Genomic DNA, 16,392 nt, shown 5'->3' with positions numbered 1-16,392 from the left:
AAGAGGTGTCTTTGGGGAAATTAGCTGAGCAGTTCACGGCCACAATGTCCGGGGATTAGGCGTACTCCCTAGTGCCATACTTCAGGCGGGTATCAGCCTTGGCCTGATCCTCAATACGAGAGCTGAGCGATAGATCGAGTATGGGACGAACGTTCAGGGGTTATACGGAGCAGAAGTTTTCAGCACTGGGAAGCGGCAGAAACGAGCAGCGCAGTGTCCCTCCTATGGCAACGGCGAAACCGGAGCAAGTGGAACATCCGCAGCAGTTTTCCCTTGGCTCTGACTCTCCAGTGAGAGACGCTTCAAGACCGCCTTGGCTCGCTCCTCCAGACGCTCGGCTTCGCCGGACCGCTGCCGACGCCTCAACAGGGACGCATAACTCTTCAAGGCCTTCACGTAGGCCTCGCGATCATACCCGACGGACTGTTCGTAGATGACCAGCGACTGTTTATAGAGATCCTCGGACTGTTCCAACTTATTCTGCGATTGATAGAGTCCCGCCAGATTCTTGAGTTCACCCGCAACGTGAGGGCTCTCTGCGCCCTGCTGCTTTTCCCGGATTGCAATCGCCTGCTGAAAGAGCGGCTCCGCCTGGGAGTAGAGTCCCTGCAACTCATAGAGTTGTCCCAAGCGACTCATCGCCTCGGCGGTATCGACATGGTCGTTGCCGAGAGACTTTTTAAAAATGCTGACTGCGCGTTGATACAGCACTTCGGCTTGAGGGTATTGATTTTGGGCCCGGTACGTATCCGCAAGATTCTCAAGATTCCTGGCCACGATCGGATGGTTGGGACCGAAGGCCTTTTCATGAATCGTCAAAGCGCGCTGATACAACGGCATGGCGCGAGCATGCTGCCCCTGCGCCTGATACATCTTCGCCAGGTTGTCGCGCGTGATGGCCGTCGTGCTGTGTTCCGGCCCGAGTTGTTTTTCAAGAATCCCAAGTGCGCGCTGCAAGACGGGCTCGGCGTCGGCGAAGCGTCGTTGATCCTGATAGACCACAGCAATATTGTTCAAACTCTCGGCTGTCTTGCTATGGTCCGCGCCGAACACCTGCTCGCGGATTTCCCGTGCCCGTTGATGAAGCGCTTCGGACTGCGTGTAGAGTCCCTGTAGGCGGTAGAGTTCGCCCAAGTCGGTCAGGCTGGCAGCCGTCTCGGCATGGGCCGGCCCATACACGCGCTCCCTGATCGCCAGGGCCTCCTGAAAGAGTGCCTCCGCGCGTGGAAACCGCCCCAACTCACGATTCACTTCGCCCAGCTGACTCAACGTCTCGGCCAAACGTTTCCCTTGTGGATCGAGCACCTCTGCTTCCTTGCGAGCAGCCACAAAGGATTCCTCCGCATGCGTGTAGTCGCCGGAACGCAGGGCGTGATTACCTTCCTGCATGGCTGAACGCCAGCGCTGGTCTACCGCGCATCCTGAGACGACGCCCAGAAAGGCCAGACCGATGGTAAGCACACGCGCATTCAATCCAATGTTCATGATGATCAACTCTTCGGTGGTGAGACGGTTGCCGTTTGGGGACTGGCCTTGCTCGTAGAATACTCCTAAGACTTACCCCCTCTGACGCCTCAAATCAACCCCACGAGGACAACTTTTTCGATCCCTTCGGCATCGCTATATTTTTCAACCACTTCCCCTAATGCACACATTTCGACCACAGAGGATGAAACGGCCCCATGCCGATGATTAATAAGGAACCGGACCATGCGGGAGAGACGGTTATCGTTTCTCGGAGGCGTGATCGACCTGAGGGGCAAGCTTCGCAATCCCGGAAGTATCGTAGGGGAGGACGCTGAACACCTTGGCGATATCGATAGCCGGCTTCCCGGGACGCAGGATTTTCTGCGCGAGAGTCGCCAGCCAGGAGAGGGGAACCAAGACAAACCTCGGCAGCCAGAGCACCGTGAGATCCGGGTTGGCTTGCCGGAGACGATCCAACAGTTCCTGCTTGGTCGGGGAAACAGGATCGAGGAGGTTCAAGGGGCTCGGCACGTTGTCCCACGCGTCCGTCATCCAGCCAAGGAAGCGGCCGGCAAATCCGACATCTACCACCCCCAGACGATCGCCCGGCGAACCGACAGCCACGAAGATATTCCCCAATCGCTTACCGAGCCGGCCAGGCGGGTCGAAATCGCGATAGTCGACCAATGCCCCGGGACGAATCACTTTCACGGATAGGCCGAGTTCCTTGCCGAGTTGGACCGCCAACCGTTCGGATTCCAACTTTCCCCAGACATAGGGACCGGACCCCTTGCTGTCCGGCTCCAACGGATGGTCGTCGCCGATGGGCCGGCCGTTGCCCTGCGCCAATACGGCAAGACTGCTGACATGGACGAAATGCGTAATCCCCGCCGCATCGGCCCCGCGAACCATCTGCTCGGTGGCATCCAACGAGTTACGCTGATGCTCCGGCCACCCACCGGCGGTTTCTGCCGCGGCATGAATGACGGTATCCACCCCCTTGAACAGCTGCGCAGCGGCTCCCGTGGCCACATCGGCCACCACATATTCGGCACCCGCAATCCGCTCCCAGGGGGACGGCTCACGTCGCGCCACCACACGAACAGGGCGGCCGCGCGACAGCAGCGTCCGCACGATTTCTTTTCCCAGAAACCCGGTTCCCCCGGTGACCAGCACGCCCCGGCTCTCGACCGGCTTCGGCGCAGCGTCAGCCAGAGCCTTGGCCTCGCCGACCTTCAGGGCCTTCGCCACGCGCTCACAGATGCGCACGGTCTCCAGTAAACTCTCCGGCGACAAGGGCGACGGCCCGCCCGTCCGCGCAGACTCATAGAAAGCGGTAAACAGTTCGGCCAGCCCGGGATAACTTCGCTGACTCTTGAGAAATCGGTTCGCCATCGCGGAGGTCGTGCCGATCAGCAATTGCCAGGCCTGCCGGTAAGGCGCGAATAACTTATCGATGCCGGACGACCCGGGACCGATGGCGCGCTGCGTGGTGCTGCGAACATAGTCGGCGAACAACGACCCGTTCTTCCCGACGACTCGCAGATAACTCTCCACCGGGCGCCCTTCGAGCGTCACGATCAACGTGCCGGTCACGCCGCCGCGTCGCACCAACGCATGCACCGTCCCGGCCTGACTCACTTCCAAGGACAACAGCTCGGTACGGCCCTCCCCGGCTTGCTCCAACACCTGGAGCAACAGATAAACCGGATGCGGCAGAATATCGAGTAACTGGTGGTCGGCGCGTAGCACCTTGCGGCCACCCGGCGCATGACGCACGGTCCGGAAGGAAAAGTAGCTCTCGACGTGCACGACGCGCCCAATTGACGGCAAGTACTGGGTTAATACCCGGGTGGGCGGTTCATACAACAGCTGATGGCCGGCACAGACACGAAGACCTTTTGCGCTCGCCTCATCCAGGATCTGCTGGGCGTCCTCCACCGACTCGGTGAAGGGCTTCTCTACATAGATGTGGCATCCGGCCTTGATCGCCATCCTGGCCAACGGAGCATGGGAGGCCGGCGGAGTAATGATGTGCACCACATTGAGACGTTCGGAGGCAAACAGCTCCTCCGGCGTCTTGAAACAGCCGATGCCTGGAACAATATCGCGCATCGCCGCTTGAGCCGCGTCGGACGGGTCGGCCACCGCCACCAGTTGCACGCCGGGGCAGCGCAAAATAGCGCGGGCATGGTGCTGGGCATGACGGCCGGCACCGATGAGCGCGATCCGTAACGGGCGCGAGTCTGGAGTTGTCAGAGTAGAGTTGGCCACAAGTCCTGTTTGAGTGTGCAGCGCTACTATAGTCTATTCTCACTCATTCTTGAAGCCTTCTCGAAAATTAGCGCAGGGAGGAAGACTGCGGCGGTGGGCGCAACGTGCGAGGGACCTCGTGTGAACAGGTCCACACACATCTTGAACTACTTATGCCTTTCGTCGCAGGGAAAACATTGATCCATACATTCCGGGCAGAGCCCGCCGTTGAACTGTATCGCCGATCGCTCGGCGATAAACGTGGCCAGGTCATACCATTCGCCGGACTCGTCCGGCACACGCTTGCACCAGGAACACAAATTGATAATTCCCTGCGGACGTCCGAGCTGCGCATCCATCTTCCAGAGCGTGTCCCCCTGCCTATCAGAGGCCTGGAGGCCCCGTTCACCGGATGCGGTCTCGTGAAACACCAGCACGGCGCCGAGCACGTTCCCTCCATCGTCGGCGACCGGCGCGACGCTGCCGCGAATGGTTCGACGTCCACCCTGCTTGGAGATCAGCAGGGCTTCCTCGATCGCCACTATGCGCACTTGCGTCATCGCTTGCTGTACCGGACTCTCCGATTCATATCCCGGCCCGGCTTCGTGAAAACCCAGGAGCGCCGTCACGCCCATGCCTGCCGCATCGTCCTGACTCCACCCCGTCAGGCTCTCGGCGGCGGGATTCATATAGGCCACTCGCCCGCCGCGATCGGTCGTCACGATGCCGTCGCCGATGCAACGCATGGTCGTGGCAATCCACCGCAAGCGCTCGCGCATGTGCCGCTCATGCTGGGCGCGATGCAGCGCCAGCTCAATCGTGGTCCGGAGTTCGTTCGCTTGATAGGGCTTGAGCATATAACCGGCCGGAGACGTGACCTTCGCGCGCTCCAGCGTGTGGTTGTCGGCATAGGCCGTGAGGTAGATGACCGGCACATCCTGTTTTCGCTGAATCTGGAGGGCGGTTTCCACTCCGTCCATTTTCCCCTTCAAGACGATATCCATCAAAATCAGGTCAGGATGCATGTCGCTCGCCTTGCGGATCGCCTCTTCGCCGGAGGTCGCCGTAGCCGGCACGCGATACCCCAGCCGTTGCAGGCTCAGCTGAATGTCCTTCGCCACAACGGGTTCATCTTCCACGATCAAGATGCTGGCTGGTTCCATGGCGTTCATACCCTTTCTGAATATTGCAGTTGCTGAAAGCGGATCTGCCATTCCGTGCCGGCGCCGCTGCGGAGTTCCGTGCTGCCGTCCAGCTTCTCCGCCAGCAGCGCCACAAGTTCCAGCCCCAGTGAATCGGGATTGTTCAGCACGCCGTCCTTGGGAATCCCGATGCCGTTGTCGCTCACGCACAGGGTAAACGTGCCGTCGACATGATCGAGCAGATCGATGTGCACCGTTCCACCGCTGTCGTCGATAAACGCGTGCTTCAAACAATTGGAGACCAGCTCATCGATGATCAACCCGCAGGTCAGCCCCGTGTCGATATCGAACTCGACATCGTCCACGTTCAGCTCCAGCGAAATGAGGTTCGGATCGACCCCGTATGAACGAAACAGATGGCCGGTCAGGGTGCGGATATAGTCGCCCATTTTGATTCGCGAAAGATCGTGCGACCGGTGCAACGTTTCGTGAAGCAGCGCGATCGAAGTGATCCGCACCTGACATTCTCGGAACAGCTGGTTGACGACCGGGTCCTTGATGGAGGCCGATTGTAAATTCAACAGGCTGGAAATGACCTGCAGGTTGTTCTTGACCCGATGGTGCACTTCCCGCAGCAGACTTTCTTTTTCCTTCAACATCCGGCGTAGCTGGTCTTCCATGTCCTTGCGCTCGGTCAGGTCCATGCAGGTACCGATGTACCCGCCGAACTGTCCCTCCTCGTCGAACAAGGGCACTCCCGTATCCATGATCCACCGGTACTCGCCGTCGTGACGCCGGAGCCGGTATTCCAGAAAGAACGGCTGCTCCGACTTGAACGCCTGCAGATACGACTTCCGGCAGCGATCCAGGTCGTCGGCGTGAATGCCTGTAAACCAGTTGTCGCCGATCTCTTCCTGCACAGTGCGCCCGGTAAATTCCAGCCAGCGTTTATTGATGAAGGTGATGTGCGTGTCCGGTCCGGCCATCCACACCATCACCGGCGCTGTGTCCGCCATCATGCGAAACCGGGCCTCGCTTTCCCGCAAAGCCGCTTCGATGCGCCGCTTCACCGTGACATCGCGCGCGATAGCCGACGCGCCCATGACACACCCATCCGCATCTTTCACCGGCGAGATCGTCAACGACACATCGATGCGCTCCCCCTGTTTCCGGCGCTGCACCATCTCCACATTGCGCACGTGCTCTCCCCGGGCGATCCGGTCGAGCATCGTCGGCACCTCATCCAATCGATTCGAGGGACAGAGCACAGAGATGGGCCGACCGAGCACCTCCTCGGCGCGATACCCGTAGACCCGTTCCGCTCCGCGATTCCAACTTTGAATCATGCCGTTCAGCGTCATGCCTACAATGGCGTCGTCCGATGATTTGACGATCGCGACCAGTTCAGACACCGCTTCCGCTCGCAGCACTTCAAGTTCCTGATTGGCGGCAGCCAGATCCGCCGTGCGCTCCTGCACCTGTTGCTCGATATCTTCATTGATACGCAACAATTCGGCCTCGTCGCGCTGCCGCCGCAAACACAACAGCGCGGTCACCCAAATCACCATGAGCGCAAAGGCCCGATTCATGGCGCTGACCCAGGTCAATGCAAAGAGCGGCCGATCGAACATATCGAGAATCGTCACCAGAGACGCGAGGGCGGCCACCCAGAACGTAAGACGGGGGTGAGGGATCCGGGAGGCGATGAGAACCGGCACTACGTAGAGCGTGGTGATGGTCAATCCCAGGGGCAACCACCAGTCAATCGCGCCGATCACCGCAATCAACGCCAGGGCCACTCCCAACCTGGAGTAGCTGCTCCGCGACATGCCGAGAAAGAATGATGCAGGTATTGTCATACGTACAACGACGCGGCGTCTCCCTCATCATCCATATGAGCAATCCCTATGCCTCCGGCGCCACATCCACCCGCCAATCGCACGGGGAAACAGACCTCACTTGGCAACCAAGATCTGATGATAGGCGGCCAAGCCTTGACCGGTGCCGCTTGCCAGGATTGTCCAGGCTGCGACCGGTTCTCATATTGAGCCCAACGTCGGCGTCGTAGGAATTCCATTCAGCGCAAGCCCATGCCCCACAGTGGGCCCTGGTGTACGTCACCGCCTCATGGTTGTTCAGACTTGAACGCCAGGCTACGGGAGCGCTTGTCGTCGATTCGATGACCGGAAGGGAGGCACACATGCGGTCAGTCAAGCCGGAGGAGGCGCCGTCGGCGGCGGCGTCACAACGTGCAACAGGCAACGACAGTCACAGGGCGACACGCCAGGAGGCACTGCTTCTCCGGCGGAGGACTGTGAAACTGTCGGCTATCAGGATGTGAAAAAGAACCGTCCGGCCCGGAAGGAAACCGGCGCCGGACGGCAACGCGAATGTTAGCGTTTGCGGTAGAACGAGGCGATCGCCTGCACGACGTATTGAAGCTGTTCGTCGGAAAGTTCAGCATAGATGGGAAGCGAGAGCACTTCTTCGGCCGCACGTTCCGATTGCGGGAACGCGCCCTTCTGATACCCCAGATCACGATAACAATTTTGCAAATGCAGGGGCAGGGGATAATAGACCTCTGAACCCACGCCCTGGTCTTTCAGATAACTCCGCAACTCGTCACGCTTGTGAACTCGAATCGTGAATTGATTAAAGACGTGAAAGTTGTTGGCCCCCACGACGGGCAAGGCGATCCGGTCTGTCAGTTTCGCCTCCGTGAACAACTGCACATAGCGCGCAGCATTCCGGCGACGGCCTTCCGCCCACTCATCCAGACGTTTCAGCTTCACCAACAAGACCGCCGCTTGCAACGCATCCAATCGGCTGTTGATGCCGATCGCTTCGTGCACATAGCGCACCCGGCTCCCATGAACCCGCAACATCGCGATGGACTCCGCCAGCGCCTTGTCGTTGGTGGTCACCATGCCGGCGTCCCCGAACCCTCCGAGGTTCTTTGACGGGAAAAAACTGAAGCAGGCCACATCGCCCAACACACCGGCATGCCGTCCATTCTGACGGGCACCGATGGCCTGGCAGGCATCCTCGATCACGCCGATCTTGTGTCGTCGGGCGATCTCATTGATCGCATCCATCTCGGCGCATTGACCGAAGAGGTGCACGGGAATGATCGCCTTGGTCCGTTTCGTAATGGCCCGCTCCAACAGCGCCGGATCCATATTGAAATCATCAGGGCGAATATCGATGAACACCGGCTTGGCCCCAAGCCTGGAAATCGCCCCCGCCGTCGCAAAGAAGGTAAAGGGCACCGTGACCACTTCATCGCCGGCTTTCACCCCCAAGGCCATCAGCGCCAGCAACAGCGCATCGCTGCCGGAGGCGACTCCGACGCCATGAGCACTGCCGGTATAGGTCGCCACCGCTTGTTCCAGCGCCACCACCCGCGGGCCGAGAATAAAGCCCTGCTCGTCACAGGTGGCCTCAATCGCCGCCAGGATTTCACTGCGCATCGATTGATATTGGGCTTTGAGATCAAGCAGCGGAATGTTCATCGTATCCCCCGGTTCCCCTTCCTACAGTCGATTGGGCTGCAACTTCATGACATCTTCACTCGGACGCGTGGCATGCAGAAGATAGGCATAGAGCGACTGGTACTGTTTGAGCGTCTCTTGAATCGTAAACTCCTCCGGGAGTTCCTGCGTACCCGTCCGGAGGTCGACGCGAAAGCGCTCGTCTTCCAAAATCTGACAGACCCGTTCAGCCATAGCCCGCACGTCGCCGGCCGGACAGAGCGTCCCTTGAATGCCCTCGACGATCGCCTCAGCGGCGCCGCCTACTCGCGTGGCCACGATCGGAATCCGGCTGGCTCTGGCCTCCAGGATGGCACAGGGCAACCCTTCCCATTGAGACGTCAGGACGAACACATCGAAGGCTTTCAGCAACGCAGCCACATCGCGGCGCCAGCCAAGCAGGGTCACACGATCCTGAAGCCCCTGTTCCAGCAACAACGCTTCGACTTTCGGCCGCAAGGCTCCGTCGCCGACGAGCACACAACGAGCTGCGGGAACACGCTGACACACCAGCGCAGCAACGCGGACAAAGTCCTCGGGAGATTTTTGCGGTTTCAAGCACGAGACCGTTCCCACCAGTAGCTGATCAGGGGCCACTCCCAGCATGGCCCGAAGACGGTCACGTTCCGGCGATTCAATACGAGCCGCAAAGGCTGTCGGATCGATTCCCGGCCTCACCACCGAGACCTTGGACGCGGTAAAGAGACCCCACTCGATGCCTTGCCGGCGGTCGGCCTGCGACACCGCAACCCAATGGGTGGTAATCCGACCGACCATCCGTTCCAGTGCGATCAATGCTTTTTGTTGCCAGAACGGCTGCGCGGGCGTCACGCCGTACCCGTGTATCGTGTGCAGGATGCAGGGGACACCGGCGAGCCAGGCGGCTAACCGCCCTAGGATACCAGCTTTTGAACTGTGGGTGTGCACAATCTTTGGCCTGAGGCGTCGAAACGTCCCGACCAGTTCCCATAGGGCGCGCACGTCATGGAGGGGACGAATCTCACGAAGGAGCGACGGGATCGTGCGAACCTCGACACCTTCCAGCGCATGCGCCTCGTCGGTCAGCAGCCCACCCGGCCCTGCAAGAAGCACCGGCCGAAATCGTCTCCGGTCCAGGCCCGACACGACCTGCATCGCCACTTCCTGCGCGCCGCCCAACTCCAGTTTCGTAATGACGTGACAGACTACATGCATGCCATTCATCCGCTCAGGCCGCGGCCTTCATCCGTAACCGCGCAGCCGCCTGTTGCCCCTGGGCAATCGCGTCCTCCATCGACGTATGTTCCCACAATCCGTACCGCCCGATCGACGAGATCCCGCGTCGCTCCAACTCGGCCAGCAGCTCTTGCACCGCACGGCCCCGATACCGGTCGAACAAGACATACGCGTAATAGAGATCCTTCACATCCGACATCACCACCTCGTCGCTCCGCTGGAGCACCCCCGCCTGCTCCAACCCCCGCCGGACTCGCTCGATGAGCGCGGCGTCGGATTCCCGCTCGGTCGGCTGGTGCGAGATTTCCACGTAGAGGGAACTGCACCCGGGTTGCCCCATGGACTGAGAAAAATTCATCGGAAACCCGGCGCGATAGAACGAATAGCGGTGCTCAGGAAAATAGATCCAATGCTTATCGGAAATGCGCTCACGGGCGACGGCCAGATTCACGTTATACACCGAGACCCATCGCAGCGACGCAGCCAATTCCCGCAGCGATGCCGGGAGATCCACACAACGCCGCACCAGATCAGGCAGGGGGACCGTCGACACGATCCGGTCATAGGCTTCCGTCCATTCGCCCTGTGCGCTGCGAAATACCGCTCGCCGCCTGCCCGTCTCGATTTCTACCAATTCCGAATCGTACGATAAGTTCTCGACCGACGGGAGAAAGGCTTCCGGCAGAACTTTGATGCCGCCGGTGGCGGGATACTGAAACGACGGATTGTAGCCGAAGGCCTTGTCCTTGATTCCCAAGGCGCCATTGACGACATCCTTCACATCCGGCTTGGGCACCAGCCACGACACCCAGTCGGACGTGAGCTCATCCAGCGGCACCTGCCAGAGCTTCTCGTTAAAGGGGACCATGAAATGTTTCGCAATACCCTCGCCCAGGCTCTCGACGATCCATTGTTTGAACGACCGGCTCTCCGCCGGAGACTTGGACGACGGATTCGACAGCGTGGCGATGAACCCCAAGAGACATTCCCGCACCACCTCCGGCGGGAGGCCATGCGTATTCACCTGAAACGGATACTCGGTATAGGTGTCATGGGAATAGACGTAGGATTTACGGGCATGCCGCTGAAGTTGGTCCGGGAGCAGGCTCTCGACCAGCGCCTTGATTGCGGTCTGCCGGAAGTGAAGCAGGTGTCCCGTATAGTCGAAGGTGAAACCGTCTTTCACGTACGAACGGCAGAGCCCTCCGACCTCACGCTCCCGCTCCAGAATCTTGTAGGGCATCCCGCGCAGGTGATAGGCCGCGCTGAGCCCCGCCAATCCAGCCCCGACGATTAAAATCATACTACGCCGGTCCTTTCTGTCGAACGTGCCGGGACCGCCTCGGTACTCACGGCGACGGTTCCCGTCGAGACATTCACACGCGTCAGGGCCACGGCGGCCACGGCCAGGCACAACACCGTGACACCGCTGAGCACTACGGCAAGATCCTGCGGCACCGCCATGACCAGCAGACCGATCCCCCCCAATAACGCCGCGCCGAGATAACTGAGCAGGACGACCTGCGTCACCGAAAGCCCCCAATGCCGCAAACGAATCGCAAGATGATCAGGACTGCCGAGAAACACCGGCAGCCCGCGCAAGAACCGGATGTACATGACGAACAGGGTATCGAAAATGGGCATGCCCAGGATCAACACCGGGGTCAGCAGCGAGACGGAATGGCCGGTGGTGTATTTGCCGATCATCGACAGGGCGCCCAGCATCAGACCGATGAACATCGCACCGGAATCGCCCATATAAATCGAAGCCGGTCGCCAGTTGTATCGAAGGAAGCCGAGCAGGCTCCCCATGAGCGCCGCCAGCATGAACGCGATCGCCTGATCGCCATTCAGAATCGCCACCACGCACAGAAAGGCGGCACTGATGACGCCCACACCGGCCGACAACCCGTCCATGATATCCAGCAGGTTGAACGCATTGATGATGCCGATCATCCAGAACACCGTCAGCACGATATCGACCCAATCCGGCAAAGATGCGATTTCGATGCGGATGCCGCTCTTGATCAACACAAACACCGCCAGGAACTGGCCCGCGAGTTTGGTTCCCGGCGACAGCACCCCGAAATCGTCGATCAGCCCCAGCATGACGATCAGCGTCCCGGAGAGCACGATACCGAGCACGTCCTGCCTGAACTCGAAGGTAAAGGCCAGGCTCACGAGAAACGCGAGATAGATGGCCAGCCCACCCAGATAAGGAACCGGCTCGCGCTGATGCTTCAGCCGGCCGTCCGGGTTGTCGACGATTCCGAATTTCAGGGCCGCGAGACGCGCGATCGGCACGCCGTAGATCGAGAGGAGCATCGCGACCACAAATGTCAGCGTGAGCAGAATCATCGAGTTCCTGTCGAGCGATCGTGGCCGGGCACAGGGCTGTAAACTGCCTGGGGCACCACATTCAAATGCTCATTCTCTGCCAATGTCCGGTACACCTCGGCAAGCCGGGGCCCCCACACCGCGAGGGAGTACCGCTCCTCCACGGTCCGACGTCCGGCCTGCCCCATTCGAGCGCGCAACTGCGGTTGCCGGCAGAGTGCGTCGAGGCGCTCATACCAGTCTTGCTCGGTGGAGGCAAGAAACCCGTTCTCTCCGTTCACAATGATGTCGCGATTCACTCCGACGGGTGAGGCCACCGCGGGCACCCCCACCGCAAGGTACTGTAGGAGCTTCAAGCCGCACTTGCCCCGGGCCCACTCGGTGTCCTCAAGCGGCATCACGCCGATCGTGGCATCTTGCAGATCTGCCACCTCCCGCTGAAAATCCCAAGACCTGAAATCAATCTCGACACCCGGCATGTACGGCGGCTGTGAACAGACCACACGGAGTGTCAGGTGAAACGTTGGTTGCAACGCGCGGAGGGCCGGCGCCAGCACATCCAGATATTTCAGGTTATATGCCAGGCCTATCCACACGATCGTGATGGCCTCGGAGTTCTGTGCAGATGAACCGATGGATCTTGTCGAATCCGGCTTGAATCGTTCGGTATCGACGACTGTGGGAACGACACAGACTCGCGACGAAAACTGCGTCGCATAGGCGGCCAGCCGGGCATTCCCGACGATGGCGCCTGTGGCCATTGAGAGCAGCGCGGGCAACTTCTGCTCATGCCCGGGCGTCAGATAAATCGCATCATCCATTTCGATCGCCACTCGATATCGGCACCAGCGCAGCAGCCGTTCAGCGAGAGGAGGCGCATAAGGAAAGAGCTGCCCCTCGATCACGATCAAGTCCCGCCTGCCCAGGGTCAACAACGTCCAAAGTCGTTGAAGAAAACATACGAGCGCATAGGGAATCTTCAGCAGGGTCCGCAGCGCGCACGATCGCACTTTAAGAATCGAGAAGTAGGTCTCTCCAAACAGGGCATCCACGTGACAGTCGATCCCTGCCGCTTGGAAATGAGGCAGGAATTGAAAGACGCGGTAGCGACTGCTGGGGCCGATGATGGAGCTTTTCGAGAAATACGTGACCGTCATTGCACGTGTTTCTGCCCTGTTGTGTTGAAATATCCGCCGGTTGCGCACGCACAACCGACTGCTCAAATAGTACCGGAGTTCTCTTGCAAGGATAGGTTTTTCGTTGTTTTTGACGGGGGGAGGGGAAGACTCGCTAGGGGTGAAAACCCGCTACCTGGAGGACGGGACAGTTAGGGCCAGGCTATCTCATGGCGGAAACATCTTGCACCTTGAGGCCTGCCATCGAGACATTGGCAAACGCCACTCATGACCGCGTCCGTCATCTTCCACACGACCATGAAATGACACGAGTCGCGAGACCTCTCATTCCAGTCACACGGTAATGATGAAGGGCTCGTTGCAGGTAATACTCCCACGCATGCTTCGGCCAGCTTCCGGAGTCGCCCACACAGGAATTCCATACGTCCGTGTATTCTTTATCTCGTGCCTGGATCGGTGAACGACACCAGGCGACGACGGGTTCAAATACGCGGTCCCAAGAAAACTCTTTCGCTGTCGCGAGGCAATTGAGTTTCCACGTTTGCCTGGTTGCCTGGTCATCTGCTGCGCGCAGAATCGCATGAGCAAGCGCCTCGGCATCTCCGCAAGGCACGGTCAACCCAAGCTGGTTTTGCTTCACCAGGTCACTCAGCGGATCGCCTTCTGTAGTAATGATGGGAAGTCCTGCCCAGAAGTAATCCATCATGCGTGTCCGAAACGAAAATCGAGTCTCCAGGTTGTCCCGATGGATATTCAATCCCAGATCGGCTTCCAGCAGAAAATTTTCCCTATCCTCGTATGCCACCCAATCGTTGAAAAACACCAGACGATTCGCAACGCCTAACTGTTCGGCTAACGCGATGGTTTGATCGGCAGTATGAGAGGTCGTCACGCTGGCATTCGGTCGCTTGACTCCCATAAAGAACAGCTTGATGTCGGTTCGCCGGCGACCGACGATGCTCATCGCCTCCACTGCCATCATGGGATCAAACCATTCCCAGAGTCCTCCTCCCCACAACAGGACGACATCATCAGGATCGATTCCCGGCCACACACCTTTTAGAACTCGCCGCCGATGCCCAGGAGCCCGAGCAGGAACACCGAAAGGCGCCACTATCAACAGGCTACGAAGCATCCGATCGCTTCGATAGACGACTGGATTAATTCTTCCGGCCGCCATCAGCATGCCGGCCCAAAAATCCCATTGCCTCTCGCTTGCGCAGAGAAAGACATCACCGGCACGCAAATAATTGTAATGCTCCCGGACCAACGCATGGTGACTTTCCAGCTGACCCTTGATCGTATGAGGCTGAGTTGTCTCTAAGTATCCGACCGGCGACGGATCGTATAAATCGACGACTTTTACAATCGAATGGCCCAGCAAGAATGGATATCGACTGAGTATTTGTCCTTGGCCAATCACGACGTCATGCATGTCGGCACAGGCTCGCACGCAATCCTGCGTCGACACCTGCGTGGATATTCTCGGATGTTGAAGATCGGTTCGGGTTGGAGTTAATAACGTCACCGTGTGCTCAGTCGCAAGCAGCTTTGCGAGCTCCCAGGTCCGAATACCGGGTCCAGCCATCTGCATGCCGATGACATCATTGCTGATGAGGAGCACCTTACTCACGATAACGCCTCTCCGTCACGGAAACCCACTCGGTCTTGGTGGCGTACCATAAACGCCAGGGTAAATCCGTTTCCCACTTTGGTATCGATATCCTCACGCGCGACAAGCGTCCAATCGCAGAGTTTGTTGCGGCACATCCACTCAACGACTTGTAATACCGAGTCAGGTGTAAATGTGTGATAGTGTCCCATTTTCCCGCCCGGCACCCCTTCAAGCGAATGACTCTCAAGCGAGGCTTTCTGAACATAGTCGTCGATAAAATGCTCGAAGGAAGTCAGTTCTCGGCTCGCATCAGGCGCAAATGCCCACTTGTGAGGAACGATCATGAACACATATCCGCCATCGATGACGATGCGGTCCCATTCCATCAATGCCCCAACGACGTTGGGCAAATGCTCGAGAATATGGCTGGTGAGAATAAATCCTTCACTCTGATTTGGGACGGGGATATTGTCGGCGGCAGCCCACAGATCGACCCGTGGTGGTTCGAGACCGGAAAGGCGCCGCTGTTCCTCAGCATAGAATTCATGCGCCGCAGGCAATTCAACATTCCGAGTATTCAGTCCGAACGGATTGTGAGTCGCCGGCCCAATCTCGAGACCTTTCAATCCATCCAGTAGCGAGTGGGCCAAGGCGGATTCTGGCGAGATTGGAATTGGCGCCGGTTTTGCGGCTGCCGCATTAGACTCGATGGTTGAGGACTGACCGGCTTGAGGCGAACCATTCAGAAGCGAACGCCACTCCCCGTTCATGAGTGTGAGGAGCGTCGATCGGAGCGCCAAATAGACCGATTGCCTCCCGCTATGAAGAGGGCACACTCTCTCACGAAGCCGTTTTAAAAGAATAACTGCCTTCCAGCCGACCGATTGTTCGATTTTTTCCAAACGGCGTTCCAACTCCTGAATCAATTTCCGCTGCTCTTCATCGGTGCGCTCGAATGTGTGCCGTAATTGCTCGCGTTGTTTCAGCAACGCATCGATCACGCAACAGCGCACGGGTCTTTTGACAAATCGCATCGCATGCGGGGCGATACGGGACGCATCGAACTCAACGTCTAAATCGAACCCTTGCTCTGAAAATAGGGCATTCCAATAGGATCGCAGCCGCACATTCACATGCGTGGGTTCGGCAAAGTCATCGGGAGTCGAGGAGAACAGGATATCGTCTGTGCTTCGACAGAGGTTCGCAATGACTCGCGGAGCGATCTCTTCCGGAATATGTTCGAGGACTTCAATGCACACGATAAGGTCAAACCGCTCATGAATCGGATCAACTAACGAAGCCACTCGGCAATAGGGTCTGATATCCCGTCGCACTTCACTAATCGCATACTCGGATAGATCAATTCCGTACGCCTCAACCCCTCGATCTCGAAGCGCCTCAACCAGAAACCCTTTCGCGCACCCGGCGTCCAAGACTTTCCGAGGTCTAATTTGCTTAACGATATGATCCGCAACCAAACCAAAAAATTGCAGCCATTTCCCTTCATAGCGGCTATACGGGACAGGCCCAAGACTGGACTTGTAGTACTCGCAGGTGTATGGGTGGGAGAGGCGATCTTCAGAAACGTCGGCAATCTTGTTTTGATCGATACGCGGTATTGAAGCCATTTTCCCTCTATCGTCGGCTCTGCAATTGCTTGAGTTACGTCCCTTCGTGCCACATAGGGACAGGCGGTT

The 16,392-nt window shown here is 58.5% G+C and carries 11 protein-coding genes; all 11 read right to left on the bottom strand.

The genetic code is table 11. The features are described 5' to 3' along the window. Positions 1 to 222: 222 nt before the first annotated feature. A complete protein-coding gene (locus NSND_RS18100; RefSeq protein ID WP_080880318.1) occupies positions 223 to 1,485 on the bottom strand; it encodes a tetratricopeptide repeat protein in 1,263 nt (420 codons plus the stop codon). Between the two features lie 240 nt (positions 1,486 to 1,725). Further along, entirely contained in the window at positions 1,726 to 3,741 is a 2,016-nt protein-coding gene (locus tag NSND_RS18095; RefSeq protein WP_080880317.1) for a Gfo/Idh/MocA family oxidoreductase, read from the bottom strand. Between the two features lie 146 nt (positions 3,742 to 3,887). Beyond that, entirely contained in the window at positions 3,888 to 4,883 is a 996-nt protein-coding gene (locus tag NSND_RS18090; RefSeq protein WP_159450867.1) for a response regulator, read from the bottom strand. Positions 4,884 to 4,888: 5 nt separating this feature from the next. Then, positions 4,889 to 6,721: a PAS domain S-box protein gene (locus NSND_RS18085; RefSeq protein WP_080880315.1), complete on the bottom strand. Its 1,833-nt coding sequence runs from the start codon at positions 6,719 to 6,721 to the stop codon at positions 4,889 to 4,891. 534 nt (positions 6,722 to 7,255) lie between these two features. Next, positions 7,256 to 8,374, bottom strand: coding sequence for a DegT/DnrJ/EryC1/StrS family aminotransferase (locus NSND_RS18080; RefSeq protein WP_080880314.1), 1,119 nt, complete (start codon positions 8,372 to 8,374; stop codon positions 7,256 to 7,258). Between the two features lie 21 nt (positions 8,375 to 8,395). Beyond that, positions 8,396 to 9,586: a glycosyltransferase family 4 protein gene (locus tag NSND_RS18075; RefSeq protein WP_159450866.1), complete on the bottom strand. Its 1,191-nt coding sequence runs from the start codon at positions 9,584 to 9,586 to the stop codon at positions 8,396 to 8,398. A 13-nt stretch (positions 9,587 to 9,599) separates the two neighbouring features. Continuing rightward, the gene (locus tag NSND_RS18070; protein WP_080880312.1) at positions 9,600 to 10,910 is read right to left on the bottom strand and encodes a protoporphyrinogen/coproporphyrinogen oxidase; all 1,311 of its coding nucleotides are present in this window, start codon (positions 10,908 to 10,910) and stop codon (positions 9,600 to 9,602) included. Continuing rightward, positions 10,907 to 11,965 carry an MraY family glycosyltransferase gene (locus NSND_RS18065; RefSeq protein ID WP_080880311.1) on the bottom strand — a complete coding sequence of 353 codons (1,059 nt, stop codon included), beginning with the start codon at positions 11,963 to 11,965 and terminating at the stop codon, positions 10,907 to 10,909. The genes NSND_RS18070 and NSND_RS18065 overlap by 4 nt, the downstream gene beginning before the upstream one ends. Further along, positions 11,962 to 13,101 carry a glycosyltransferase family 4 protein gene (locus tag NSND_RS18060; RefSeq protein ID WP_080880310.1) on the bottom strand — a complete coding sequence of 380 codons (1,140 nt, stop codon included), beginning with the start codon at positions 13,099 to 13,101 and terminating at the stop codon, positions 11,962 to 11,964. The genes NSND_RS18065 and NSND_RS18060 overlap by 4 nt, the downstream gene beginning before the upstream one ends. A gap of 259 nt (positions 13,102 to 13,360) precedes the next feature. Next, positions 13,361 to 14,713, bottom strand: a complete 1,353-nt coding sequence (locus NSND_RS18055; protein ID WP_080880309.1) for a glycosyltransferase family 4 protein — start codon at positions 14,711 to 14,713, stop codon at positions 13,361 to 13,363. Continuing rightward, positions 14,710 to 16,323 (bottom strand): methyltransferase domain-containing protein, encoded by a 1,614-nt coding sequence (locus tag NSND_RS18050; RefSeq protein WP_080880308.1) that lies wholly within the window; start codon positions 16,321 to 16,323, stop codon positions 14,710 to 14,712. The genes NSND_RS18055 and NSND_RS18050 overlap by 4 nt, the downstream gene beginning before the upstream one ends. Positions 16,324 to 16,392: the final 69 nt, after the last annotated feature.

Source organism: Nitrospira sp. ND1 (assembly GCF_900170025.1).
In the GTDB taxonomy this organism is placed as follows: Bacteria; Nitrospirota; Nitrospiria; order Nitrospirales; family Nitrospiraceae; genus Nitrospira_A.
The sequence above is the reverse complement of the archived record's forward strand: the minus strand, read 5'-3'. Positions and strand labels throughout refer to the sequence as shown.